Annotated in this window: 26 protein-coding genes and 2 other annotated features; of the genes, 1 reads left to right on the forward strand and 25 read right to left on the reverse strand. The window is 38.0% G+C overall.

Annotation, left to right across the window (positions count from 1 at the left end):
- Positions 1 to 19 precede the first annotated feature (19 nt).
- From rplT to M3225_RS05905, 23 genes are all read right to left on the reverse strand, one after another.
- The gene (gene rplT / locus M3225_RS05800; protein WP_013059425.1) at positions 20 to 379 is read right to left on the reverse strand and encodes a 50S ribosomal protein L20; all 360 of its coding nucleotides are present in this window, start codon (positions 377 to 379) and stop codon (positions 20 to 22) included.
- Between the two features lie 39 nt (positions 380 to 418).
- Positions 419 to 619 (reverse strand): 50S ribosomal protein L35, encoded by a 201-nt coding sequence (gene rpmI / locus M3225_RS05805; RefSeq protein WP_013059426.1) that lies wholly within the window; start codon positions 617 to 619, stop codon positions 419 to 421.
- Positions 620 to 640: 21 nt separating this feature from the next.
- Positions 641 to 1,144 carry a translation initiation factor IF-3 gene (infC, locus tag M3225_RS05810; RefSeq protein ID WP_013059427.1) on the reverse strand — a complete coding sequence of 168 codons (504 nt, stop codon included), beginning with the start codon at positions 1,142 to 1,144 and terminating at the stop codon, positions 641 to 643.
- 69 nt (positions 1,145 to 1,213) lie between these two features.
- Positions 1,214 to 1,336 (reverse strand) — a sequence feature (ribosomal protein L20 leader region).
- A 171-nt stretch (positions 1,337 to 1,507) separates the two neighbouring features.
- Positions 1,508 to 3,466: a threonine--tRNA ligase gene (thrS, locus tag M3225_RS05815; protein WP_374109813.1), complete on the reverse strand. Its 1,959-nt coding sequence runs from the start codon at positions 3,464 to 3,466 to the stop codon at positions 1,508 to 1,510.
- Between the two features lie 44 nt (positions 3,467 to 3,510).
- Positions 3,511 to 3,759: a binding site (T-box leader), on the reverse strand.
- Between the two features lie 60 nt (positions 3,760 to 3,819).
- Positions 3,820 to 4,680, reverse strand: coding sequence for a sporulation protein YtxC (gene ytxC / locus M3225_RS05820; RefSeq protein ID WP_251391633.1), 861 nt, complete (start codon positions 4,678 to 4,680; stop codon positions 3,820 to 3,822).
- Between the two features lie 96 nt (positions 4,681 to 4,776).
- Positions 4,777 to 5,709: a primosomal protein DnaI gene (gene dnaI / locus M3225_RS05825; RefSeq protein WP_251391635.1), complete on the reverse strand. Its 933-nt coding sequence runs from the start codon at positions 5,707 to 5,709 to the stop codon at positions 4,777 to 4,779.
- Between the two features lie 32 nt (positions 5,710 to 5,741).
- Positions 5,742 to 7,169: a replication initiation and membrane attachment family protein gene (locus tag M3225_RS05830; RefSeq protein WP_251391637.1), complete on the reverse strand. Its 1,428-nt coding sequence runs from the start codon at positions 7,167 to 7,169 to the stop codon at positions 5,742 to 5,744.
- A gap of 72 nt (positions 7,170 to 7,241) precedes the next feature.
- Positions 7,242 to 7,703 carry a transcriptional regulator NrdR gene (gene nrdR, locus M3225_RS05835; protein WP_013059432.1) on the reverse strand — a complete coding sequence of 154 codons (462 nt, stop codon included), beginning with the start codon at positions 7,701 to 7,703 and terminating at the stop codon, positions 7,242 to 7,244.
- 243 nt (positions 7,704 to 7,946) lie between these two features.
- Positions 7,947 to 8,333: a cytosolic protein gene (locus tag M3225_RS05840; RefSeq protein ID WP_251391639.1), complete on the reverse strand. Its 387-nt coding sequence runs from the start codon at positions 8,331 to 8,333 to the stop codon at positions 7,947 to 7,949.
- Between the two features lie 93 nt (positions 8,334 to 8,426).
- Positions 8,427 to 8,807 carry an adenosylmethionine decarboxylase gene (speD, locus tag M3225_RS05845; RefSeq protein ID WP_251391642.1) on the reverse strand — a complete coding sequence of 127 codons (381 nt, stop codon included), beginning with the start codon at positions 8,805 to 8,807 and terminating at the stop codon, positions 8,427 to 8,429.
- 423 nt (positions 8,808 to 9,230) lie between these two features.
- Positions 9,231 to 10,262: a glyceraldehyde-3-phosphate dehydrogenase gene (locus M3225_RS05850; RefSeq protein ID WP_251391643.1), complete on the reverse strand. Its 1,032-nt coding sequence runs from the start codon at positions 10,260 to 10,262 to the stop codon at positions 9,231 to 9,233.
- 270 nt (positions 10,263 to 10,532) lie between these two features.
- Entirely contained in the window at positions 10,533 to 10,667 is a 135-nt protein-coding gene (locus M3225_RS29445) for a hypothetical protein (RefSeq protein ID WP_285885239.1), read from the reverse strand.
- A 134-nt stretch (positions 10,668 to 10,801) separates the two neighbouring features.
- On the reverse strand, positions 10,802 to 11,398 hold the full coding sequence (gene coaE / locus M3225_RS05855; RefSeq protein ID WP_251391644.1) for a dephospho-CoA kinase: 597 nt from the start codon (positions 11,396 to 11,398) through the stop codon (positions 10,802 to 10,804).
- Positions 11,399 to 11,421: 23 nt separating this feature from the next.
- Positions 11,422 to 12,051: a sporulation membrane protein YtaF gene (gene ytaF, locus M3225_RS05860; protein WP_251391645.1), complete on the reverse strand. Its 630-nt coding sequence runs from the start codon at positions 12,049 to 12,051 to the stop codon at positions 11,422 to 11,424.
- A 60-nt stretch (positions 12,052 to 12,111) separates the two neighbouring features.
- Positions 12,112 to 12,945: a DNA-formamidopyrimidine glycosylase gene (mutM, locus tag M3225_RS05865; RefSeq protein WP_251391646.1), complete on the reverse strand. Its 834-nt coding sequence runs from the start codon at positions 12,943 to 12,945 to the stop codon at positions 12,112 to 12,114.
- Between the two features lie 21 nt (positions 12,946 to 12,966).
- Entirely contained in the window at positions 12,967 to 15,594 is a 2,628-nt protein-coding gene (polA, locus tag M3225_RS05870; RefSeq protein WP_251391647.1) for a DNA polymerase I, read from the reverse strand.
- Positions 15,595 to 15,922: 328 nt separating this feature from the next.
- A complete protein-coding gene (pnpS, locus tag M3225_RS05875; RefSeq protein WP_251391648.1) occupies positions 15,923 to 17,695 on the reverse strand; it encodes a two-component system histidine kinase PnpS in 1,773 nt (590 codons plus the stop codon).
- Positions 17,688 to 18,404, reverse strand: coding sequence for a response regulator transcription factor (locus tag M3225_RS05880; RefSeq protein WP_251391649.1), 717 nt, complete (start codon positions 18,402 to 18,404; stop codon positions 17,688 to 17,690). Before M3225_RS05880 ends, pnpS begins: the two co-directional genes overlap by 8 nt.
- Before the next feature lie 178 nt (positions 18,405 to 18,582).
- Positions 18,583 to 19,059, reverse strand: coding sequence for a MaoC family dehydratase (locus tag M3225_RS05885; protein ID WP_251391650.1), 477 nt, complete (start codon positions 19,057 to 19,059; stop codon positions 18,583 to 18,585).
- A gap of 137 nt (positions 19,060 to 19,196) precedes the next feature.
- Complete coding sequence (mdh, locus tag M3225_RS05890) at positions 19,197 to 20,135, reverse strand: malate dehydrogenase (protein ID WP_013085194.1); 939 nt, start codon at positions 20,133 to 20,135, stop codon at positions 19,197 to 19,199.
- A 28-nt stretch (positions 20,136 to 20,163) separates the two neighbouring features.
- Positions 20,164 to 21,456, reverse strand: a complete 1,293-nt coding sequence (gene icd / locus M3225_RS05895; protein WP_308215726.1) for an NADP-dependent isocitrate dehydrogenase — start codon at positions 21,454 to 21,456, stop codon at positions 20,164 to 20,166.
- A 75-nt stretch (positions 21,457 to 21,531) separates the two neighbouring features.
- Entirely contained in the window at positions 21,532 to 22,650 is a 1,119-nt protein-coding gene (gene citZ / locus M3225_RS05900) for a citrate synthase (protein WP_251391652.1), read from the reverse strand.
- Between the two features lie 360 nt (positions 22,651 to 23,010).
- Complete coding sequence (locus M3225_RS05905; RefSeq protein WP_033579620.1) at positions 23,011 to 23,472, reverse strand: DUF441 domain-containing protein; 462 nt, start codon at positions 23,470 to 23,472, stop codon at positions 23,011 to 23,013.
- Between the two features lie 112 nt (positions 23,473 to 23,584).
- Between M3225_RS05905 and ytvI the strand changes: the two genes are divergently transcribed.
- Positions 23,585 to 24,694 (forward strand): sporulation integral membrane protein YtvI, encoded by a 1,110-nt coding sequence (ytvI, locus tag M3225_RS05910; protein WP_251391653.1) that lies wholly within the window; start codon positions 23,585 to 23,587, stop codon positions 24,692 to 24,694.
- 40 nt (positions 24,695 to 24,734) lie between these two features.
- Here ytvI and M3225_RS05915 read toward each other — a convergent pair whose 3' ends face one another.
- Both M3225_RS05915 and pyk read right to left on the reverse strand, forming a co-directional pair.
- On the reverse strand, positions 24,735 to 25,127 hold the full coding sequence (locus M3225_RS05915; protein ID WP_251391654.1) for an FxsA family protein: 393 nt from the start codon (positions 25,125 to 25,127) through the stop codon (positions 24,735 to 24,737).
- Between the two features lie 79 nt (positions 25,128 to 25,206).
- A complete protein-coding gene (gene pyk / locus M3225_RS05920; RefSeq protein WP_251391656.1) occupies positions 25,207 to 26,967 on the reverse strand; it encodes a pyruvate kinase in 1,761 nt (586 codons plus the stop codon).
- Positions 26,968 to 26,971 lie beyond the last annotated feature (4 nt).

Below are 26,971 nucleotides of genomic sequence, written 5' to 3' on the forward strand. Positions count from 1 at the left end.
TGACGAGACTTTATATTAATTACTTATCTAAGCCTTTTTTAGCAGCAGTTGCTAATTCAGCAAATGCTTTTTCATCAGCTACAGCTAAGTCAGCAAGCATTTTGCGGTTAACTTCAATACCTGCTAATTTTAAACCGTGCATTAAACGGCTATAAGAAAGACCGTTCATACGAGCAGCTGCATTGATACGTGTGATCCATAATTTACGGAAGTCACGTTTTTTCTGACGACGGTCACGATAAGCATACATGTGAGATTTCATAACTTGCTGATTAGCAACTTTATATAATCTATGCTTCGAACCGAAGAAACCTTTAGCTAATTTTAAAACTTTTTTACGACGTTTGCGTGTTACTGTACCGCCTTTTACGCGTGGCATAATTGTTTACCTCCTGTATTGTTTCTATCTCAACCCAAATTACTTAATGTTATCTAATAAGTGACGGATACGTTTGAAGTCACCTTTGCTTACTAAAGAACCTTTACGTAATTTACGCTTTTGTTTTGTAGATTTGTTAGCGAATAAATGGCTTGTGTAAGCACGAGCACGTTTTAATTTACCGCTTCCAGTCTTTTTGAAACGCTTTGCAGCGCCACGATGTGTTTTCATTTTTGGCATGGGGTGTTCCTCCTCGTTCTATTACTTTTCGTTTTTAGGTGCCAAGACTAAGAACATGCTGCGGCCTTCCATTTTAGGAGCCGATTCAACTGAACTTACATCTTCGCAAGCTTGTGAAAAACGTTCAAGTACTTTTTGGCCAATCCCTTTATGAGTAATGGCACGACCTTTAAAGCGAATAGACGCTTTCACTTTGTCACCTTTTTCAAGGAACTTGCGTGCGTTACGAAGTTTAGTGTTAAAATCATGTTCATCAATTGTTGGACTTAAACGAACTTCTTTTAAGTTTACAACTTTTTGGTTTTTACGAGCTTCTCTTTCTTTACGTTGTTGCTCATAACGGAATTTACCGTAGTCCATAATACGACATACCGGCGGTTTCGCATTTGCAGCAACCATTACTAAGTCAAGATTTACTCGTGAAGCAATTTCTAATGCTTCATTTTTTGATTTAATTCCTAATTGTTCACCGTTTTGATCAATTAGACGAACTTCGCGAGCTCGAATGCCCTCGTTTACCATCATGTCCTTGCTAATAAGTAGCCACCTCCAAGGTTTAATGAGCGAATACGCTTGCTTAGACCGATTATTAACTCACACAAAAAAGTGTGAGTACATACTGCACCCACACTTCTATCGTTTTAATTAAGATACGATGTACCTGCTAACTGCTCTATGCGTCACTCAGGTGAGAAGCGGGTGCTTCTTCTTCTGTATAAACAAGTATTCAATTACTTAAGCTATTATAGTATCAACAAAGACAAAAGTCAATGATTTCGTTCTTTTTTCACAACAAAAGTTATTGTATCAAAGGAAAAACATTTATGCAACAGTTTTTTATAAATGTTAGATAAAAAAGCAGAGAATTTCGATTCTCTGCTTTTTCCATTAACGAGATGCTTCTGCTTTTACATTTTGTAAAAAGGCTTGGAAATTCACTGTTTCTGAATCCTGCTCACCATATTTACGTACGTTTACTGCTTTATCCTCTACTTCTTTATCCCCTACAACAAGCATGTAAGGAATTTTTTGCATTTGAGCCTCACGGATTTTATAGCCAATTTTCTCATCGCGAGAATCAAGTTCCACACGAATACCCGCAAGCTGAAGCTGTTCTTGCACTTCTTTTGCATACTCAAGGTGAACCGTAGGTGATACCGGAATCACTTGAACTTGTACAGGTGCTAACCACGTTGGGAAAGCTCCTTTGTATTCTTCGATTAAGAAAGCTACAAAGCGTTCCATTGTTGACACCACGCCGCGGTGAATAACAACAGGTCGATGTTGTTTTCCGTCTTCTCCTACATACGTTAAATCAAAGCGTTCAGGAAGTAAGAAATCCAATTGAACTGTAGATAGCGTCTCTTCTTTACCAAGAGCCGTTTTAACTTGAACATCTAGCTTTGGACCGTAGAATGCCGCTTCGCCTTCAACTTCATAATAATCAAGGTCAAGTTCATCCATTGCGTCTTTTAACATGCTTTGTGCTTTTTCCCACATTGCATCATCATCGAAGTATTTTTCTGTATCTTCAGGGTCACGGTAAGATAGACGGAATGAATAATTTTCAAATCCAAAATCTTTATAAACCGCTTCAACTAAGCGAACCACACGAATAAATTCTTCTTTGATTTGATCCGGTCGTACAAAGATATGCGCATCATTTAGCGTCATGCCTCGAACACGCTGAAGTCCTGATAATGCTCCTGACATTTCGTAGCGGTGCATCGTTCCAAGCTCAGCAATACGGATTGGAAGCTCACGATAGCTGTGAATACCTTGTTTGTAAACCATCATGTGATGAGGACAGTTCATTGGACGAAGAACCAGGTCCTCGTTATCCATTTCCATTGCAGGGAACATGTCATCTTGGTAGTGCTCCCAGTGGCCAGACGTTTTGTAAAGTTCTACACTTCCCAGCACTGGAGTGTAAACGTGCTGATAACCAAGGCTTACTTCTTTATCTACGATATAACGCTCGATAATACGGCGGATTGTCGCACCTTTTGGAAGCCATAAAGGCAGACCTTGTCCTACTTTTTGAGAGTTTGTAAATAAGTTTAACTCTTTACCAAGTTTACGGTGGTCACGTTCTTTTGCTTCTTCAAGAAGACGAAGATGCTCGTCTAAATCTGCTTTTGTAAAGAATGCTGTACCGTAAATACGCTGCAGCATTTGATTATCACTGTCTCCGCGCCAATAAGCACCAGCCACGCTTAATAGTTTAAATTCTTTAATTTTGCCTGTTGACGGCACGTGCACGCCTCGACAAAGGTCAAAGAATTCGCCTTGTTGGTAAATCGTAACCTTTTCACCTGCTGGAATCGCATCGATCAATTCAAGTTTTAGTTCATCGCCGACTTCTTTATAAAGTTGAATTGCTTCTTCCCGAGAAACTTCTTTTCGTTCAATTTCAATATTTGAATTAACGATTTTTTTCATTTCTTTTTCAATTTTACCTAAATCTTCAGGAGTAATTGAATCTTCCATATCGATATCATAGTAAAAACCATTTTCAATGACCGGTCCTACACCTAGCTGTACTTTTGCATCTTTGTATAAACGTTTGATTGCTTGAGCCATTAAATGCGCTGTACTATGACGCATAATTTCAAGCGCTTCAGGAGCATCTTGCGTAATGATTTCAAGACTGCCATCTTGTTCGATTGGCGTACGTAAATCCAGTAGCTCGCCGTTTACTTTACCTGCTAATGCTTTTTTCTTTAATCCCGGGCTAATAGAAGCCGCAATATCTTCTGTTGATGATCCTTTTGGATACTCTTTAACAGCTCCATCAGGAAATGTCATTTTGATTACTTCTGACACAACTTTCCACTCCTTTAACATAACTGAATAAACTTTTTGTAAAAACAAAAAACTCGTCCCTTATAAAAAGGGACGAGTTGTGTATACACGCGGTACCACCCTTGTTTCCTCTTCGTATCTTGGATAACCCAAAGAACCCGAAGCGGCTCGAGGTTTTATAACGGAAATTCCGTCAGTAATTACTAGAGACGCTGCTCGTTTACTACTGAAGTTTAGAGGTGGTAAGAATATATTCCGTGTTAGGAGATTTTCAGCCTAGATCTCCCTCTCTACAAACCGTAAATATACACTCATGTCCTCATCATAACTTGTAACATATAGCTGTTTTTCAATATGCATTTATTATATTCATTTTCAAAATAGAAATCAACCTTTCACGTTATATTTTGCTTTTGATCAAACGGAAATTCATTTTTTTCGTATAACATAACTTTTTCTTGGAAGATATTTTGAATGGTATAAACAAAATCATGATCATGCTGGTCGCTATACAGATGAATAGCAGCTGGAGATAAACTTAGCAAAGGCGCGATAATAGTTGAGTCTATGTATAATGATTCTTGTTCAGATAAAAAGGCCTCTGCTAGAGCTGCACATTCACGTTCAGGAACATATCTACTGCTGTGGTCGTACAATACAAACTTGTTTTTATTCAAGTGCATCACATACACATCACCTGTAGATGACTGTCTTTCATTAGCTGCTTGACGCAGCTGATGAATAAGAATTTGATAGTCTTGTTCAAGCTTATATTCATCAATCGCCAGCTCAGCATAATAGCGCAGCCGCTCTTGATATTCTTTTAAACGGAATTGGAGAAAAGACTCAAAGGTGAATGTTACATTATGAATGAAGAAGTCTTGAAGAGCCTGGCGGATAAGTAATTCTCTTGGAAGAGAAAATGTTTTTTGCGGAATTTCGCCTCTCTCTCCTTCCATAATCCCCCCCATAATTTGAAGCAGCAAATCTTGCTCTTCCTCTTCTGAATAGAAAAATTGTTCTTTTAATATGTTTACCATCATCTTTTTTTCTTTCTTTTTTAAAATCACGTGCGTTAATACCGGTATTACCATGTCTTGTAAAATGGCCTCTCTATTGTATGTCTCATCAATTACTAAAAGCTGATTATTCACCAACTTCAAGCACTGTGAACCATATGATAAAGCGCTTCGCTTAGCGCATAAAGACTCATATACAACGACTGCGTCTTCTACATATTTAAAGAATATTTTCATTCCTCATAGCCCCCCTTTGGACACGCTTTATTAATGTATATGGGGCAACATGCAAAAAAATGAGCAAGTCGTTACAAGAAATGTAAAACGACCTGCTCATCTATTTCGTTTATTCTCTCCATTCATTTCAACAGGAATGGCTAGAGACTTAATTCGTTCCATGACACGAGCGGCTTTGAGCTCTTCCTGCTCGCCTCTTTGTGTATAAGTCAAATGATGTTGAAGCTCTTTAAAATTTAAATTCGAACTAAAAAATGTCGGCAAATTTTCAAGCATGCGGAACTGCAAAATCGTGCCCAACACATCGTCTCTCATCCAGCTCGTTACGGATTCTGCTCCGAGATCATCAAGCATAAGAACCGGTACTTTTTTGACATACTCTATCTTCTCATTGAAGCTTTGATCTTGAAAAGAACCTTTTAACTCACGCAAAAACTCCGGGACATAAAGAATTGTAGATTTCACTTTCTTTTCGGCTAACGCATTGGCAATTGCTCCAAGAAAATAAGTTTTCCCCACACCAAACGAACCGTGTAAATATAAAGCTTTCATTTTCTTATTTGGCTCATATTCTCGCACAAAATCTCTTACTAGTTTAATGGCTTCAAATCTTCCCTGCTCAATTTCAATATCAGACATTGTTGCCTGTAAAATTTCTTTGGGCACATACATACACTGAATAAAAGATTCTTGTTCTTTTCGCTCCTCTTCTTGCACTTTCCTAGGACAGCGTTCATACTGCAAATCAATGTTACGGCCTTTCACAACCAGCTGAGGGTGGTATCCCTTCACCATGTTGACACAGCTTTGCAGAGAAGGGCATTTGTCACAGCATTTGCTTTGGTCAATAAATTCATGCATCTTCATCAAGCCTCGGTCAACCATTTGCTCATCTAACTCATGGCGATGCTCTTGCAGAAACGTTTTAACTTCGGAATTAGACAGGATACTGTTTTTTAATGCTTCTAAGCGTGCTTTAAAATCCTTTTTGTTCACTAACTGGTTTAGCGAATCATTGATAGGCTTCATCTTTTTCACCTCATCTCTATCATACCTGCTTTTTATTCTTTATGCTTTTGTTTTAACTCTTTATCTAACTGCTTCAGTTCTTCTTGTAGCTTTCGTTTTTCTTCTTCAAATCCGTCCACTTCTTTTGAAGGCTGCTTTTTCTCTTCTTTTTCTTCATCGTTCAGCCAATCTGGCACCATTTCTTTACGCACAATCTTTCGTCCGGCTGTTTTTTTATTTTGCTTTGCTTCCGTCCAATTTTGATATTCTTTCTGTTCATTTTTAGCTAAATTCATGGCATCTTGAACAGTTTGTACCTTTTTGCGTGCCCAGTGTCCAGCAATTTTCTCTACATAGCTCTTAGATAATTTCATATCGGATCTTAGCATAACATAGTAAATCAGAACATTTACTACCCCTGGTGAAAGCTTTTGATTAAACATCACTTCTTCAATCATTTGAAGGTCTGCTTTGGATGGCTCTGCTCCCCCTGAAAACTCAATCAACAGCTGTCGGGGGGAAGTCACTTCAAGCTGTTGAATGAGCTGCTCTTCCTTCGTCTGAGGCTGCTTTTCCTGCATGGTACGAAGCATAGGTGGCTGAATTTGTTCGCTTAGATTTGGAAGTGCTTCTCCATTCTCAAATTGGTAAAAGGACTGTGCTGCTTTTCTAAGCAATTCAACATCAACTTGATCGTTCTCATTTAGCGAATCGAGCACCACATTTTTCATTTGAAGAGGATCGATGCCGTATAAAAAGGCTAGCTTTTCAATCGCTTGTTTTACTTTAGATGTAATGGACCTTTTCGAAATCATTGAATCTGTTAGACCTGCTAAAAATAAGTCAAAATCAAAGGAATCCGGGCTCATCTCAATAGAAGCGCGTTTTGAGGAATCCATAAAGTCCGTTTGAGCATCAGGAGAAAATACCTCCTTGCTTTCAGACTGAAAACTTGGAGCCAGCTCCGTTGCTTTAACTGATTTAAATACATCGTTAAATGAATGCGTCACATCTTTGAACGATTGGTCATCAACGAGTGAATCCGAAAAATAATTTTTTACTTTTTGAAAGATAGATTTTCCTAGTCGGTTATATAAATATACATTTAACACGCCATCGTTAAAGAACTGATGGGGCGTAAGAGGAGGAATGAGCTCATAAATGAACACACGAACATCATCTTCTTCCTTAATATATGTTTTTAACAAACCAATGCCTTCTAATTTTAACCGCTCATGGTAAATAGCTTTCAAATTAATTTGCATCATTGACATTAGATGATGATGCGTGGACTCTTTTCCCCATAAACGATCTTGTTCCAGCTCGCTCCATAACGTCATATACAAACCAAAACACGTCGTACCCACCAACGGCTGATAGAGCATTGTTAAAATCTTTCGGTCGTATTCCTGCAGTATGCCGTTCGAACGAACAACATAACGATCGACCGGTATCATTTCTTTCCAGTGTTGTTCTTTCATGTCGTTCCCTACCTACTTTTAAAGTAATAGAAATGACAAAAAAAGAGCCTAAAGAATACTTCAATAGCTCTTTTACAGTCGTTCCTTCTTAATCAAATCTTTTAATTCATCAATAAATACATTGATGTCTTTAAATTGTCGGTATACAGAAGCAAATCGAACATAAGAGACTTCATCGATAGCAGCTAATCGCTCCATCACCATTTCTCCTACCACATCTGACTGCACCTCTGATGTACCCTGACTGCGCAGCTCCGTTTCAATATCGTGTACAGTATCTTCTAATTGTTTTAAGCTTACTTGGCGTTTTTCACACGCCTTAATTAACCCTCGAAGGATTTTGTCTTTGCTGAACTCTTCTCTCGCTCCATCTTTTTTTACAACAATTAACGGAAGTTCTTCTACTTTCTCAAAAGTTGTAAAACGATAGTGACACTCTTCGCATTCACGTCTTCTACGAATAGAGCGGCCTTCTTCTACAGGGCGCGAGTCCAGCACTCTCGTTCCATTGTAATGACAGGATGGGCACTTCATATTCTCAGCTCCAATAATAAACCTTGTTTTTCTTTTTATTTTCTCTCATATAAGTTAATTTTCATCTATGTTAGCCGGCTATTCGCCATTTATTATGATTGTTATCATCATTTCCTTTAACAAACAAGATGCTATATTAAAGGATTTACTTTATTCCATCTTATAGAAAACAAGGCTTGAATACAAGTAAAGGAAAAGGAATTTCCCCATTTTATTTCCTGAAATTCAAAAATGATAAGGAACTTACGAAGAAAGAGGAATAAGTTTTTGATCAAAGCTCTTATAAAGCGTACGTACAAGTTCTTTACTAAAACCAAAATCAACTGGCATCACTTTTGACTCTGTTGTAGCAGAAAAATCGATAGCGGTTTCAAGAGGACGTACGCTAATAATGGTAATGACAACAAAAGCTTTTCTTCCTTTTACAACGTTTAAGCTAATTTCTCCTCGCTCTTCATACGCAGCAAGTATCTCTATCCCTTGCATGTGCTTCAATACTTCATGAACTTGCTTAAATGCATTCCCAGCCGTTGTTTTGTAATAATGCGTTTTTAGAGTTGGATCTGAATGGTGATCGCTTGTTTCTACATGATTAGAAAATAAAGATTTAACTGCTTGTACTACCCCCATGTTGTTATCCCCTTTGTTTTTGCGTATTAAAAATGTATATACTAAAAAGAGGTGTGTAATACACCTCTTAACTTACGTAATCAATCAACACTATTAAAGTGCATTCACTTTAGTTTGTTTTACCTGAACAGGACCCATTCCACGTGGTAATTCAATTGTTTCACGTGTCTGTGCACTTAGAGCATCTGCAATATAATCTGCTGCGATTGTAGGATCTAAATGACCACAAGTATAAACATCAATACTTGCATAACCATGCTCTGGGAAGCTGTGAATCGTTAAATGTGATTCTGAAATAATAACAACGCCACTTACACCTTGAGGTGCAAATTTATGGAACGCTACTTCGCGAACTTCCGCACCAGATTTTAAAGCTGCATCAACAAACGTTTTTTCAATATAATCAATATCATTTAACTTATCGAAATCGCATCCCCATAATTCTGAGATGACATGACGACCCATTGTTTCCATAATGATATTTCCCCCTTTAACAATTTTTAATCGTTAAACATGAAGTTCTTTCGCCATATAGCATGTTAACTACCACGGGGGAAAGTTAGTCCAAAGAGGTCCTAACCCTTTAAGTAGCCACATCACCGAAAGGTACACAAGAAGTTCACGAAACATAGTATACTTTGTTTACATTTATTTTGCAATACGTGTTTTGATTTTATTAAAGATTGTTCTTGCAGATAGACCTATACAAATTACCCCTGTATTCTCGCGAGACAGTGTGTAAAAGCTGCTAAACGACTATTAATTTTTTATTAAAATTGAGGAAAAGAAACACCCCTTTGCATGCTTATCTTATTGCTTTTCCCTATTCTTTTGAATAAAAACAAAAAAAAACAGGGCGATAGCTCCCTGTTTTTTTAAAAGCAATCCATAGCTTTCTTAGCTTACTCTTATTTTTGATCCCTTACGCATTTCTGCAGCAATATATCTTACCAAATCGACTACGCGCTGAGAGTAGCCCCACTCGTTATCGTACCAAGCTAACACTTTAATTTTATGATCTTCCATTACGATCGTGGATAGTCCATCTACAATAGCTGAATGAGGGTTTGTATTAAAGTCAATTGATACGAGTGGTTCCATTGTTAAATTTAAAATATTCTTTAATGGTCCTTCAGCAGCTTTAATAAACGCTAAATTAACATCTTCCATCGTCACAGGTTTCCTTACATCCACAACTAAATCGACAAGTGATACGTTCGGCGTTGGCACGCGCAGCGCCATCCCATGAAGCTTTCCTTTCAAATGAGGAAGAACTAATGAAAGTGCCTTGGCTGCTCCAGTTGTTGTAGGAATAATTGATTGAGCACACGCACGGGCTCTTCGCAAGTCTTTATGCGGATTATCGATATTCTTTTGATCATTTGTATATGCATGAACGGTCGTCATTAAACCGTTTTCAATTGTGAACGCTTCGTCTAACACCTTGACAACTGGAGCTAGACAATTTGTCGTACAAGAGGCATTGGAAATAATGTTATGCTGATTCACATCAAACTCTCGTTCGTTTACGCCCATCACAATGGTAATATCTTCTTGTTTACCCGGTGCCGTTAAGACAACTTTTTTCGCACCTGCTTCAATATGTAACTGCGCTTTTTCTCTTGAATTAAATTTCCCTGTTGCTTCAACAACTAAATCAATCCCAAGCTCTTTCCAAGGTAAATTCAGCGGATCACGTGAATTTAATAGCTGAATTCTTTTACCGTTAACAATTAGCGCATCATCATCACATTTAACATCTCCATTAAATGGTCCGTGTATAGAGTCATATTTGATTAAATGTGCTAATGTTTCTGCTGGATAAGATGCATTTATTGCAATAATATTTAAATTCTCCTCTATAATCGCTGTGCGAAACACCATTCTTCCTATTCTCCCAAAACCATTAATGGCAATACGTGCTTTCATGGCTATACCCCTCTCTATATGTGTTATACTATTTAACTTTTTATATTGAATAGTATAACATAAATATTTAAAAAGTGAATAATATTAATTTTTTTTAATAAATTATTTTAATTAAGTTTTACTATATGTATATAGCGAGAACAGATATTTAACACATTCTTTTTTAGAAGCCCTTAAATATTCTCAATAAAAAAAGAGATTGAGACATACCTAAATCAATGGACTCTAAAGACAAACAAATTGGATAAACGATCTAGTATGGATCGCTTGTTACACGGCTGTTAATTTCCGTGCAAGGCTTCGCTTTCCGCGGGCGGCCGATGAGCCTCCTCGTCGCTTCCGCTCCTGCGGGGTCTCACCTATTCCGCTTTTCCCGCAGGAGTCTTCGCCTTGCTCTCCAATCAACAGCTAGAAGCACCTACATACATGAAACCTACGTTCACCCTACCAATGAAAAAATCCGAACGAGTTTGATTCTCCATCAAGAATCAAACTCGTTCGGATTTTCCTTCAACTAAAACACTTTTGTCTCAGCCTCTTTAATCTAGCCACAGGGCCAATATACTTAAAAGCTGTTGTTTTGTTTCCTCTACAGGTCCGTTGTTGTTGATCACCGCATCGGCTAAGGCTACTTTTTGAATTAAAGGCAGCTGTGAGTGGATACGTGCATAGGCATCCTCCGTCGAGAGATCATTACGAGACTTTAACCTTTCTAGCTGCACAGGCTCATCGACATATACAACCACTACTTTATCGACTAAGTGTGTCAAATCACTTTCAAACAGCAGCGGAATATCTAATACCACAGCATCGTATCCTTCCTCGATATACCTTTCCTTTTGAGAAAGCATTTCTTTTCTTACCGCAGGGTGTACAATTGCATTCAACTTTTTACGTTCTTCCTCTTGATAAAACACAATTTCCCCTAAAGCCGCTCGATTGATCTCCGCATTCTCGTGAAGAATGGCACGGCCGAATGTCTCTACAATTTGTTTGTATGCTTCTTTTCCTGGTTCGACGACTTCTTTTGCAATGTGGTCAGCATCGATTACTGGAATATTAATATCTCTCAGCATTCCGGTTACCGTGCTTTTTCCACTAGCAATTCCGCCCGTTAATCCAATTACAATTGACATTGGCCTCTCCTTTATCGCTTTATTTAAAATCTAAAAATACCTAAAATAATAAGCAGAACTCCCGGTAAAAAGGAAAACATTTTCATCCATGATAAACGTGAAAAAACCTTGCCAAACTGTATGCCAGCACTTAAAAAAAGTGAGCTCATAAGAGCTACAGCAATTGCTAAAGCATACGGCGAATAACCTAATAAAGCTGCTCCAAACCCTGCTCCAAATGCATCAAGAGATAATGCAATTCCAAGTATAAATGCTTCAATCCCAGTGATGGAACCTGAATTATCTAAATCTGCTGCCGTCGGTTTTTTCAATACGTTAATGACTAAGCCAATCGACTTAATTTCAATTTTCATTAATGTTTTTTCTTCTTTCACTCGAGATGAATCTGCCGGACAAAAAAACTGGTATAAAATCCACATTCCAAGTAGAACAAGAATACCTCCGCCTACTTTATTTAGTACATCCACCGAAAATAGATGCGTAAGTACTTTTCCTAAAAACATAGAAAACATTAAAGAAAATGCTGAGCAACATGAAATAATAAAAATGGATTTCAGCGGGATTTTCACCTTTCGAAGTCCGTATGTCAGGCCAACGCTAAAGCTGTCAAGACTTACGGCAAAAGCAAGAATAAGTAAAGAAAATGTTATCATGATGAGAGGACTCCTTTCCTTTCTGTCTATACGTAGTATATGAAAGGAGCCCATCCATTGTTATTTTTTAGCCGGCTGACAATTTGGGCAGATATGTGTTCCTCTACCGCCTACAACAAATTTTTCAATTGGGGTACCGCAAATTTTACAGGATTCGCCTTTTCTTCCGTACACGTAAAGCTGCTGCTGAAACATGCCTATTTGTCCCTGTGTGTTTACATACGTGCGAATTGTGCTGCCCCCTTGTTTCACAGCTTCTTGAAGGGTTGCTACAATTTCTTCATACAATTTTTCATACTCTTCGTCTGTTAATTGGCTGGCCACTCGTTCAGGATGAATTCCTGCGCGAAATAGTGCTTCATCTACATAAATATTCCCAAGCCCCACAACGACATTTTGATCGAGTAAAACCGGCTTGATTTTTCGAGACGTTTTGCCGATTCGCATTTTTAATTGACTTGGATTAAATGTTTCGTCAAACGGTTCAGGTCCAAGGCCAATAAGAGGAGGAAACAGATCTTCCTCTCCTTTTTTAAATAAGTGCATGGTACCAAACTTCCTTACATCCCGGTATCGCAATTCCGTTCCATCCGTGAAGTGAAAAAAGACGTGTACATGCTTATCTGGTTCTTCTGCATTCTCATGGAGAGCATATTTCCCTTCCATACGCAAATGAGAAACCATCGTATAATCATCGAGTACAATTTTCAAAAATTTACCTCTGCGTTCAACATCTCGAATGGTTTGTCCAACAAGCGCGTCACAAAACTGCTCAACTTGCTCAGGACGTTTGATAATATTAGGCCATTTAACGGTTACACGCTCAATGGTCTTACCACTGGCTAATTCAATCAACGTACGTCTGACGGTTTCAACTTCTGGTAATTCTGGCACGTTTGTCACATCCTTTTTCCACTACTTTGCTTCGTACCAAGTCTTTCCGTAAGAATAATCTACTTTCAACGGAACTTCTAGCTCTAAAGCGTGCTCCATTACTTCTGGTACGATTTTCTCTAAAATTTTAATTTCTTCTTCTGGGGCTTCAAAAATCAGCTCATCGTGTACTTGAAGCAGTAGCTTTGCCTGAAGATTTTCATCTTTTAAGCGCTTATCCATTTCAATCATTGCTTTTTTAATAATATCAGCTGCTGTCCCTTGGATAGGCGTATTCATAGCCGTACGCTCAGCGAAGCTGCGGAGGTTAAAGTTTCGGCTTGTGATTTCAGGCAAGTAACGTCGGCGATGCAAGAGCGTTGTTACATATCCCTTTTCTTTTGCATCGCGTACAATCGTATCCATATACTCCTGTACACCCGGGAAGCTTTTTAAATAGCGTTCAATAAAAGTAGCCGCTGCTTTTCTTGTAATTCCTAAACTTTGCGATAAACCGTAATCACTGATGCCGTAGACGATTCCAAAATTCACTGCTTTAGCCTGACGGCGCATATTCGACGTTACTTCTTCTCTTTCGACGTGAAACACATCCATCGCTGTTTTCGTATGAATATCTAAGTCATGCTTAAACGCATCAATTAGCTTTTCATCATCTGCAATATGAGCCAGTACGCGCAGCTCAATTTGTGAATAATCCGCCGCAAATATTAACCAATCAGGCTGTGAAGGTACGAATGCGCCTCTTATTTTTTTACCTTCTTCAAGACGAATCGGTATGTTTTGCAAGTTAGGATCTACTGAACTTAACCTTCCCGTTTGAGTTAACGTTTGATTAAAGCGTGTATGAACTTTTCCATCGCTTTCATGAATAACCTTTTTTAATCCCTCAATATACGTAGACTGTAATTTTCCTAGCTGACGGTACTGTAAAATCTCTGGGATAATATCATGGGTACTAGCTAATTGCTCTAATACATCAGCTGATGTGGAATAGCCTGTTTTTGTTTTCTTTATGACTGGAAGCTGCATTTTTTCAAAAAGAACAACTCCTAGCTGCTTTGGTGAATTAATATTGAATTCTTGTCCAGCATATTCGTAGATTTTCGCTTCAATTTTTTCAAGCTGTTCTCGGAGATCTTCGCCCATTTCATCCAAACGCGCACGGTCAATTTTCACCCCTTGATATTCCATATTAGCAAGGACAATGGCAAGAGGCATTTCAAGCTTTTCAAACAGCTCAAACTGTTCATTTTCAACTAATTCTTTTTCTAACATTTCTTTTAAATAAGCTACAGCGGCTGCTTTTCTTATAACATGCTCAGCTAGCTGATCAGCTTCCGCAATGCTTCGCTTAGCTCCCTTCCCATACACAGCTTCATCTGATTGCACTTGATGATATCCTTTTAATTTTGCAATTGTCGCTAGGTCATCATTTGCCTCAGCAGGATTTAAGATGTAAGAAGCAATCATTACATCATGTTCAATTCCTTTTATTTCATGACCCGCCCATTTTAACGATACAATCGTACGTTTTCCATTAAACACCGTCTTTTTTACACGTTCATCTTCTAACCATGCTTTAAATTTAGAAGATGAAAGGGCTGTATCTTTATCAATAAAATAGTGGCCATTTTTATTGCTGATTCCAAAACCGAGCAGCTGGTTGTGATGATAGTTTTCTTCATAACCTTCTACGATCAGAGCTGCTTCGCTTGTTAACATATCATCGTGAACTTCCTGCGCTATTTCAAACGTCAGTTCTTCAAAATCTACTTCCTCTTCTGCTGATTCACCAAATTTAGCAAGCAGAGAACTAAACCCAAGCTCTTTAAATAAAGAGATGACCTTTGAAGGTTCAAACCCGTCATACTTTACATCTTCTACAGATACTTCAAGAGGCGCTTCGCAATAAATAGTTGCAAGCTTTTTACTCATGATGGCTGATTCACGATTATCTTCTAGCTTTTCTTTTAATTTTTTACCGCTGACTTGATCGATAGATTGCAATACATTTTCAACCGTTTCAAACTCTTTTAATAGCTTTAAGGCTGTTTTTTCCCCGACTCCGGGCACACCTGGGATATTATCCGAGCTGTCCCCCATAAGACCTTTCATATCAATGATTTGTGCAGCCGTAATACCATACTTTTCATCAATGGCTGCAGGCGTATATGAATCGACATCTGTAATCCCTTTTCTCGTAATATCTACGGTTACATGCTCTGACACAAGCTGAAGTAAATCTTTATCCCCAGAAATGACTTTTACGGCCATTCCTTTTTGTTCAGCTTGCTTTGAAAGTGTACCGATAATATCATCTGCTTCATAATCAGGCAGTTCATAGCGCTTAATCCCATATGCATCTAATAACTCACGAATAAAGGGAAACTGCTCTGAAAGTTCAGGAGGTGTCTTTTGTCTGCCTCCTTTATATTCTGTAAATGTTTTGTGACGAAACGTTGTTTTCCCTGCATCAAAAGCCACCAGTAAATGCGTTGGCTTCTCTTCCTCTAAGATACGTGTCAGCATTGTGGTAAAGCCATATATGGCATTTGTATGTATTCCTTTATCATTGTTTAAAAGCGGCAAAGCAAAAAATGCACGGTAGGCAATACTATTCCCGTCAATTAATACTAGTTTTTGTGTCATTCATGTTCCTCCATTTCGCTCTCTTCTTATCTTACCTTTATTTTAGCAAACAATAAGCTTTAAGGACAAAAAGTACTCTTGAATTCAACGTTTTATTTTCATATGGTGATAAGATCTATACATCATAAAATAAAAACACCGCCTAGTCATTCTAGGCGGTGTAACATGTGAGTGGATAAAAATTGTCAAAAAGAATCGGCGAAAATAGCACGGTTAAAGCTATCTTCGCCTTACATATTGGCTCCTTGGATGAAGGGGTTTCCATGAAAAATTGTATCAATTATTTATTAAGCTACATTAAATAAATTGTAAAAGGAACGTAAACATTTTACATCTGCGGCAAATACTTGTGCAGCCTCACCGAAAAAGTTGTCCCTTTGTTGACTTCACTTTTCACTTCAATTTCCCCTTTATGAGCTTCAACAAGGTGTTTAACAATTGCTAACCCAAGACCTGTTCCTCCGGAATTACGGCTTCTTGCTTTATCTACTCGGTAAAAGCGCTCAAAAATACGTGAAATTTCATCGGCATCAATACCGATACCTGTATCTTGAATATGAACCGTAATCGTTGCTTCTTCCTCTTCAAGCGAAATGTGAACGGTTCCTCCAGGCATTGTATACATGAGCGCATTGCCAATTAAGTTAACAAACACTTGCATAAGGCGCTGACTGTCACCATCAATCCACGCTTCTTCAGGAAGCGTATCTAACGTTAGCGTGATTTCTTTTTCAGTCGCTCGGTTTGATAGCACTGTGGTGACTTCGTAAAGAAGTGTATTCAGATCTACTGAATGAATGCTTAGTTTAAACCCTTGCTGTTCAACTTTAGACAAATCTAAAAGATCTTGAATCAAACTCTCCATGCGCTGACTTTCCGTTAGAATAATAGATAGAAACTGCTGTCGCAGCTGCGGATCTTCCATGGCACCGTCTAATAATGTCTCACTAAACCCTTTAATGGATGTAATAGGGGTTTTTAGTTCATGAGACACATTCGCTACAAAGTCACGGCGAACTTGTTCTAGTTTTTTCAGCTCGGTAATATCATGGAAAACAAGCACAATGCCTTTCCATTCATCGTTTAAGCCAATAATCGGCGCTCCGTAAACATCAAAATACCTTCGTTCAATATTTAAAGGCAGAACCACTTGTTTTCGAACCTTTACTTCCGTCATAAATATCTTTTCCACAAGTTTAATGATTTCTTTGTGCTCAAATACCTCGTAATACAAATGATAAAGGAAGTCGTCCGGATGTATATGAAACTGCTCTTTATAAGCTCGATTCACTAAGTTTATATAGCCTCGACTATCGATGAGAAGCATGCCGCTTCCCATATTTTCAATTAGCGTGCGCAGCCTGTCCTGCTGCATTTCCTGATTAGTGATAGACTCTTGCAGATTACGAGCAAGTGCGTTAATAGACTGACTCAGCATACCCGTTTCATCTACATAATCTTCATATGTACGAGCTTTATAATTCCCTTTTGCAAGTTCCATAGCCACCTTGGTTGCCGATTCAATAGGACGGGTATAGCGCCCCATAATCTTTACACCTAAGAGTAAAATCACAATCAAAGCTAGACCTAAGCTTCCAATAAGAAGGCCCCAGATTTGCTGATTTACTTGTTTTAATGAATCAAACGATGTACTCAGCACAACAAATCCCTCTTGCTTACCTTCTATAATAAGCGGAATACCATAGTAATATAAGTCGTAATCTTCTTTAATTTGATCAAAGCTTTTTTTACTGTTTAACTGCTTTTTCAACACTTGTTGGATTACGATACTTTTTTCGATTCTTTGCTGCTTGCTACCTGGATTTGAGTCAACTAATATTTTTCCGTCTTTTTGAACGACAGTCGTTCGTACACTTAACGAATTGCTGATTTGATCAACTTTAGATTTTAAAGCAGGACTTGTGATGCCTTCTTCGCTAATATACATTTCCACAAGCTTTGCTTCTTTTTCCATTCGCTCTTGAAACGTCTGAAAATAAAAGTTTTTAAACAACTGCCCCAGCAGCAGGCCAAGACCTACTAATACAATAATGATAAGTACTAATAGAGCCAAAAGTAGCCTTGAACGAAATTTATTCATCTACCTTTGGTTCCTCCAGCTTATACCCTAATCCTCTAATCGTTTTTATATAAACAGGTTTTCGCGTGTTATGTTCAATTTTCTCACGCAAATGGCTGATGTGCACATCTACAATTCGCGTATCTCCGGCAAAATCATAATTCCACACTGCACTTAGCAGCTGATCACGAGTTAATACCCGCCCTTTGTATTTTGCCAAATATAATAATAACTCGAATTCTTTAGGAGTAAGCTCAAGCTGCTCTTGATTAAAATATGCCTCGTAATGATCTGGAAGAATTTTCAAATCACCAATCATGATGCGTTCGCCGTCTTCCTCTTGTTCATTTTCCTGAGCAATAATTTGTGTTCTGCGTAAAATGGCTTTTACACGCGCTACTACTTCTCGAGGGCTAAATGGTTTAGTCATGTAGTCATCTGCGCCAAGCTCTAACCCTAATACCTTGTCAAACTCATCGTCTTTTGCAGTTAACATTAAAATAGGCGTCATCACTTTTTGCTGACGAAGCTTTTTACAAACTTCAATTCCATCCATTTTAGGAAGCATCAAATCTAACACAATTAAATTCGGTTTTCCTTCTAGTGCTTTGTTGTATCCTTCTTCCCCGTCTTCAGCTGTTTCTACTGTAAAACCAGCTTGTTGTAAATTATATTGTAATAATGTTGAAATTGATTGTTCATCATCTACGACTAATAATTTCTTACTCATATTAACGATATAAGCCTCCATCTAGTTAAATTAAACCGCAGCTTCATCCAAATGATATTATTTTCTATTTATCTTCTCTTATCATACAATGTTTTAGCCTCGTTCTCCAATACATTTCAACATTTTCAGAAAATATGGCCAAAGAGTTTCTTCTATACTTATAAATATTTAAGGTGTTTTAAAAATTCTCAAAATCATGTGTTTCTACTGATGGAAGCCTAAACGGCGGATGCACAAGAAACTGTGCCGTTACTACTTTCTCTTTTTGCTCATTAACTGCTTCCACTTCAATCGTAACAGTTTTAGAAGAAATATCTACTTCTGTCACTTCGAATAAAAATTCGATTGTGCTATAATGATGAATTTTTTTAGGAAAGGCAACCGTATGTTCTGCAACGTGGCTTCCGGGTCCGGGTAAATACTTTGAAATGGCTGCTGTCATAATACCGGTAATCATAATGCTTGGTACAATAGGTTTTTTAAAAGGTGTCTGAGATGCGTAATCATGTTGAATGTATAAAGGGTTAGAATCATTTGTCAGTCCTAAGTACAACAAGATATCTTTATCTTCAATTCGTTCAGTCAGCGTTAACTTCTCTCCAACTTTGATGTCTTCAATACTTCGACCTATTTTTTGTTTTTTACCTAATACCATCATCATTCCACCTTTTGTATAAAGTAATAGATTTTCTTTCTCTGTATACAAGAAAAATTCGAGGTTTCCCTCGAATTTTCCTTGTGACTATTGTTTGAATATCTATAAAAACCTATACTCAAACCTATTTTATTGTATTAAGCTAATACACCCATGACAGTTTTGACTGATTTTGCTGATTGATCTAACGAAGCTTTTTCAGAATCAGTAAGTTCTAATTCAATTACTTGCTCAATTCCTGCAGCTCCTAATACGGTTGGAACACCTAAGTAGATGCCGTTATAACCATATTCACCCTCTAGGTAAGCAATCGCTGGTAAAATGCGACGCTGATCTTTTAAGATCGCTTCTGTCATTTCCACTAAAGAAGCAGCAGGAGCGTAGTACGCACTTCCGTTACCTAATAAGTTAACGATCTCGCCGCCGCCTTTGCGTGTTCTTTCAACAATTGCTTCAAGGCGCGCTTTTGGAATAAGCGTTTCAAGAGGAATACCGCCAGCATATGAGTAGCGTACAAGAGGTACCATGTCATCTCCATGTCCACCAAGTACAAAACCTGTGATATCTTTCACTGAAATGTTTAACTCCTGCGCTACAAACGTACGGAAACGTGCAGAATCTAATACGCCTGATTGACCGATTACGCGGTTTTTAGGAAAGCCAGATTCTTTAAATACTGTGTACGTCATAGCATCCACCGGATTTGTTAACACGATAATGTGACAGTTAGGTGAGTATTTAACAACTTCTTGAGTAACAGACTTCATGATTTTTTGGTTCGTTGTTACTAAATCATCGCGACTCATACCTGGCTTACGCGCGATACCAGCTGTAATAATGACAATGTCAGAATCAGCTGTGTCTTCGTAGTTGGCTGTTCCTGTAATGTTAGCATCAAAGCCTTGTACAGGACTTGCTTCTAACATATCCAGCGCTTTACCTTTAGCTGGATTTTCTAATTGCGGAATATCAACTAATACAACATCGGCTAATTCTTTTTGACCAATTAAAAAAGCAGTTGTAGCTCCCGTAAAGCCCGCTCCGATAACAGATACTTTTTTACGCATATTTGCCATTATAATTCCTCCCCTAAATGAATAGCTATTAAACTGTTACTTGTTTTCCTAGATTGCTAATTAATTCATCAGCAAACTCTGAACACTTCACTTCTGTTGCGCCGTCCATTAAACGTGCGAAATCATATGTTACTACTTTTGAAGCAATTGTTTTTTCCATTGATTTCATGATTAAATCCGCTGCTTCATTCCAGCCAAGGTGTTCAAGCATTAACACACCTGATAATAATACAGAAGATGGGTTTACTTTATCTAAACCAGCATATTTAGGTGCTGTACCGTGAGTTGCTTCAAAGATAGCATGTCCAGTTTCGTAGTTGATATTTGCTCCTGGAGCAATTCCGATACCGCCAACTTGTGCCGCTAATGCATCTGAAATGTAATCTCCATTTAAATTCATTGTTGCTACTACATCGAATTCACGTGGACGAGTTAAAATTTGTTGTAAGAAGATATCTGCAATTGAATCTTTTACAATAATTTTTCCTGCTGCTTCCGCTTCTGCTTGAGCTTTGTTTGCAGCCTGTGCACCTTCTTTTTCAACGATGCGGTCATATTGAGCCCAAGTAAATACTTTATCGCCGAATTCTTTTTCAGCTAGCTCATAGCCCCAATTTTTAAATGCGCCTTCTGTATATTTCATAATGTTACCTTTGTGTACCAGCGTAACAGACTTACGGCCTTGTTCAATTGCATAGTTGATTGCTGCACGCACAAGACGCTCTGTTCCTTCAGAAGAAATAGGCTTAATACCTAATCCAGAAGTTTCAGGGAAACGGATTTTATTTACGCCTAATTCCGTTTGTAGGAATGAAATAAGCTTTTGTACTTCTTCAGAACCCTTTGCATATTCAATACCAGCATAAATATCTTCAGTATTTTCACGGAAGATAACCATATCTGTATCTTCTGGGCGCTTAATTGGAGAAGGTACACCTTCAAAGTAACGAACAGGACGTAAGCATGTAAATAAGTCTAATTCTTGACGCAATGCCACGTTTAGAGAACGAATTCCACCGCCTACTGGTGTCGTTAATGGTCCTTTGATTGCAATTATGTATTCGCGAATTGCATCTAACGTTTCTTCCGGTAACCATTCGCCAGTTTGATTAAATGCTTTTTCACCTGCTAATACTTCTTTCCAAACGATTTCTTTTTCACCATTGTATGCTTTTGCAACTGCTGCTTCTAATACGCGGGAAGCTGCTGCCCAGATATCCGGACCAATTCCGTCACCTTCGATAAATGGAATAATTGGGTTATTTGGTACGTTTAAAACGCCGTTTGCTACAGAAATTTGTTCACCTTTTGTCATGAGAATGACCTCCTTAAAAAATTTGTCTACTTTCACTTATGGAAAAGTGCTCAACGAACGTGAGCACCTTCGTCACATTGTTTAGCTGCGCTCTTCAAGCGGAATGTACGTTTGTTTTCCAGGACCGATATAATCAGCTCTTGGACGAATCAAACGATTGTTTGAATACTGCTCTAAAACGTGAGCAATCCATCCTGATACGCGGCTTACGGCAAAAATCGGAGTAAATAAATCGTGATCAATACCTAAGCTGTGGTATACAGAAGCTGAATAGAAATCAACGTTTGGCGGAAGCTTTTTCTCGCCTGTTACGATTTCCTCAATTTTCACTGACATATCGTATAGCGTTGTATCTCCTGCTTGTTTTGTAAGTTTTTCAGACATTTCTTTCAAGTGCTTGGCACGAGGATCACCCTGCTGATACACACGATGTCCAAATCCCATAATCTTTTCTTTTTTCGCGAGCTTTTCGCGAATGTAAGGTTCTGCATTTTCAACTGTTTGAATGTCAGACAACATTTTCATAACAGCTTCATTCGCTCCTCCGTGAAGAGGACCCTTTAACGCCCCAATAGCGGCTGTAATTCCTGAATAAATATCGGATAATGTTGCCACACAGACACGCGCTGTAAAAGTTGAAGCATTTAGCTCATGGTCAGCGTGTAAGACAAGTGCTTTATCAAACGCTTCTACCTGGATATCAGTTGGCTCTTCGCCGGTTAACATATATAAAAAGTTAGCGGCAATGCTATAATTTTCGTTTGGCTCAATTGGCTCTAATCCGTTGCGAACTCTTGAAAAAGCAGTCACCACTGTTGGTAATTGTGCTTGCAAACGAACAGCTTTGCGATAATTTGCTTCTTCATCCATTAAATCAGCTTCAGGATCGTACAACCCCAATAGTGATACGACTGTTCTTAAAGCTGCCATTGGATGAACATCTTGAATTGGATAAGTTTTGAAATGATTTAAGACTTCTTGGGGTAATTTAGCGTTTTCTGCTAGTAATCTAGAAAACACAGATAATTCTTCTTTATTAGGTAATTTTCCGTGCCATAGTAAATACACCACTTCTTCAAATGTTGCATAATTCGCTAAATCATCAATATTGTAGCCTTGATATGTTAAAGTGTCATCAATAATTGAACTTACTGCTGACGTTGTAGCGACTACCCCTTCTAGACCTCGAGTTGCTGTCATAAATCTCCACTCCTTTACAGAAAAAATTCCCCATACCTTTCTGTGTAAAACGTGAAAAACAAAATTGAGCCTCTGCTCAACTAGACATTAAATGATATACGAAGCGCCTCTTTTGAATATATATCTTGGAAGAACATTCCTTCACCCCACGTAAAGAAAATGCTTACATTTCCATTTGTTTCAATAACACACAAAATTAAAACATCTGCATGTGTCATTGCTTTGTTACAGCCCTATAGGTAAAACATACAATTGTATGTAAAAAGATGCGGCCTCAAAATATATTATAAACAATTATCTGACTTTTGTGAATCAAAAGAGAGAAGAAATTTTAAAAAAATTATTATTATACAAAAATTTCTACGAAAAAAGTTCAGTTAATTTCATAAATAAATAAGCAATTCCAGCACCAATTAACGGACCTACTGCTACCCCTTGAAACAGCGCCACAGCAAGAATTGTGCCAAAAACTAAAGCGGTCGTAATATGCGGATCATCTTCTAAGAGCGTAAGCCCATATTTGGCAATAATTGCTACAGCGATTCCGGCTCCTAGAGCAATCCAAGCATAAGAAGATTTCACGGCTTCTCCTAATTGTTTGAACCCTATGTCTCCTGTTGCAATTGGCACAAGAACGGCAATTGTAATAACCGTTACTCCAATATTAATTCCTTTTGATTGTAAAAACGGAAAAACCTTACTGTCTAACCCGATTAATTTTAAAATAAGTAAAAATGCAACTGCAATGATTAATGATTGATTTTTAGCCACTAATCCAATTACGAGTAAAACAGCTAAAAAAAGCATAGGTTGTGAGAACATTTTACTCATCCTTTCTTTTTTATTGTGATAAATCTAAAGCGTATTACGTAAATATTTTATGAGTAGCTTTTTCTTTTGTTGACTATCGTTTACAAGGAGGCCTCTATTTATTGTGTACAAGCTTCATTTACATCGACTATTTCGCTTAGCTTGTGTGTTGGTAATTATTGCAGCATCTATATTTCTTAGTTATTATGTCTCTTCTCTCATATATCCATTTATTATCGCCTGCTGCATCGCTTTTTTTATAAATCCTATGGTTAATCTATTTGAATTGAAGCTGCGCTTACCCCGCTACTTAGCTGTTTTACTATCAATGGTTCTTATCTTCTCTCTTTTGGCCGGACTTATTACGTTACTTATCACAGAAATCATTGCAGGAAGTACGTATTTAGCAAAAGTTGTTCCCACAAATTTCAAAGAAGTGGTTATATTTATTGAAAATATTGCTACAGAACAAATACTTCCGTTTTATGAACGCATTACTTCTATGTTTAATAACTTAAATACCGGTCAGCAAGCAACTATTTTATCGAACATTAAAGGGGTAGGCAACCATATCGCTCAAACGGTGGGCGATTTTCTGCAAAATGTATTGCAAAGCATCCCTGTACTTTTATCTGTATTGCCTAATGCGGCTACTGTGATTATTTTTTCATTGCTGGCTACTTTTTTTATTAGTAAAGATTGGTACATGCTGATGACTAAAAGCAGTGTATTTATTCCTAAAAAAGTAAGAGAAAATGGACAAACAGTTGTTGTGGAGCTTAAAAATGCACTATTTGGTTTTATTAAAGCTCAGCTTACGCTTATTTCGATTACCACAATCATCGTTCTTTTTGGTTTACTTATTCTTAGGGTTGATTATGCTATTACAGTCGCTTTATTAATCGGCTTAGTAGATATTCTTCCTTACCTCGGAACAGGACTGATTTTCGTTCCTTGGATGATTTATGCGTTTGCAACGGATAACGTGTCATTTGCTGTAGGGCTTTCGGTACTATATGCTGTAGTACTTGTGCAGCGACAAATTATGGAACCCAAGATTCTGTCGTCAAGCATTGGTCTCGATCCTCTTGCTACATTAATTGCTTTATTTGTAGGATACCAATTGATTGGATTTTTTGGATTAATAGTTGGCCCTGTTATTCTTGTTATTCTAAAAACACTTCATACAACGGGGGTTTTTAAAGAAACGTGGCAATTTATTATAGGAAAATGAAGAAAGTGTGTGAAAGAAGCCTCTTTCACACACTTTCTAGTTAACGAATAATCGTCATTCGATTACGTCCTTGAAAAAATCTTCTTAACCACATTAAAAGAAAAGGCTTAACGATTCTGCGTGTAAACGGCAGTAAAAAGATAAAGCCTACAACATCTGTCAAGAAGCCTGGAAACAGCAGAAACAGCCCGCCAAATAGTACACACATACCATCAAGGATTTCACTGCTCGGAACATGTCCCTGGCTCATCTGACGCTGTGCTTTTTGAAAAAGAAATGTTCCTTGTTTTTTCGCTAGAAACGCACCAATAAAACTGGTAGCAATAATCAGTAAAAATGTTGACATTACACCAATGAGATGACTTGAATAAATCAAAATCATTACCTCAACAGCAGGTACAATAAGAAGGAGCGGAAGAAGCTTCCTCACCATCATCACCTCTTCGCTTATTGAATTGCCTAAACAAAAAGAGAAGGATTCCCCTTCTCTTTTTTCTATCATCTACGTGTTCTTACAGTACGCTTGCGTGTCCGTTGTATACAACACCACGTGAAGCATCAACTGTAATATCTTGATCTTCTGAGAATACGCTTGTTGCGTTTTCTACGCCTACAATGACAGGAATGCTTAAGTTTAATCCTACTACAGCTGCATGGCTTGTTAGACCGCCTTCTTCTGTAATAAGAGCCCCTGCTTTTTCAATTGCACTAATCATATCGCGATCTGTGCTGTTTGTAACAAGGATAGCACCTTCAGTCATTTTTGCATTTGCTTCTTCAGCATTTTTAGCAATAACTACTTTACCAACTGCTGCTTTACGACCGATTCCTTGTCCTTTAGCAAGAACGTCACCTACAACTTGAACTTTCATTAAGTTCGTTGCACCTGATTCTCCAACCGGAACACCAGCAGTAATAACAACTAAGTCGCCGTGTGCTACAACGCCTGTTTTTACTGCGTCATTTACAGCGTGATCTAACATATCGTCAATTGTACTTACGCGCTCACCAACAACTGGTGTAACACCCCATACTAGAGAAAGACGACGTGCAACAGAATCGTTTGCTGCAACAGCTACGATTGGAGATTGCGGACGATATTTAGAAACGATTTTCGCTGTATAACCACTTTCTGTTGGCGCTACGATTGCACTAGCATTTAAGTTAAGCGCTGTGTGTACAACAGATTGTCCGATTGCATCTGTAATAGATGGGCCAACTTGCTTGCTACGCTGTTGTAAAATCTCAGAGTAGTTTAGAGCTTGCTCAGCACGAGAAGCGATTGAATGCATTGTTTGTACAGCTTCAACTGGGTAAGAACCTGCAGCTGTTTCACCAGATAACATAATTGCATCTGTACCATCAAAGATGGCATTGGCAACGTCACTTGCTTCCGCACGAGTCGGGCGCGGGTTGCGTTGCATTGAATCAAGCATTTGTGTAGCTGTAATAACTGGTTTGCCAAGCGCGTTACATTGTTTGATTAGATCTTTTTGTACTAATGGTACTTCTTCAGCAGGAATTTCTACTCCTAAGTCACCACGAGCAACCATTAAGCCGTCTGAAACTTCAAGAATTTCTTTGATGTTATCTACGCCTTCTTGGTTTTCGATTTTTGAGATGATTTGAATGTGAGCTGCATTGTGTTTTTCTAGTAGTTCACGAATTTCTAATACATCAGATGCGCGACGCACAAAAGAAGCAGCGATAAAATCAATGCCTTGTTCGATACCGAATACAATATCGTTTGCATCTTTTTCAGTGATACCAGGAAGGTTTACACTTACGTTTGGCACGTTTACACCTTTTTTATTTTTTAATGTACCAGGGTTAAGTACTTTTGTTTTAATTTCACCATCAGTTTTATTGACGTCTAGTACTTCAAGACCGATTAAACCGTCATCTAAAAGAATTTTTGATCCTACGTGTACGTCATCAATTAGACCTGGATATGTAATTGAGAATTTTTCAGTTGTTCCCACTACTTCTGTCATAGAAACAATGATTTCAGAGCCTTCTTCTAACTCAATTGCACCATTTTCCATTGTGTTTGTACGAATTTCAGGTCCTTTTGTATCAAGTAAGATACCTACTGTTTTACCTGTTTGTTTCGCAGCTTCACGAATGTTAACAATACGTGCACCGTGCTCTTCAAAGTCACCGTGAGAGAAGTTTAGACGACAAACGTTTAAGCCTGAGTTAATTAGTTCAACTAATTTTTCTACACTTTCACTCGCTGGTCCAATAGTACATACAATTTTAGTTTTACGCATTCAA

Origin of the sequence: Priestia aryabhattai (assembly GCF_023715685.1) — a bacterium.
Taxonomy (GTDB): Bacteria; Bacillota; Bacilli; order Bacillales; family Bacillaceae_H; genus Priestia; species Priestia aryabhattai_B.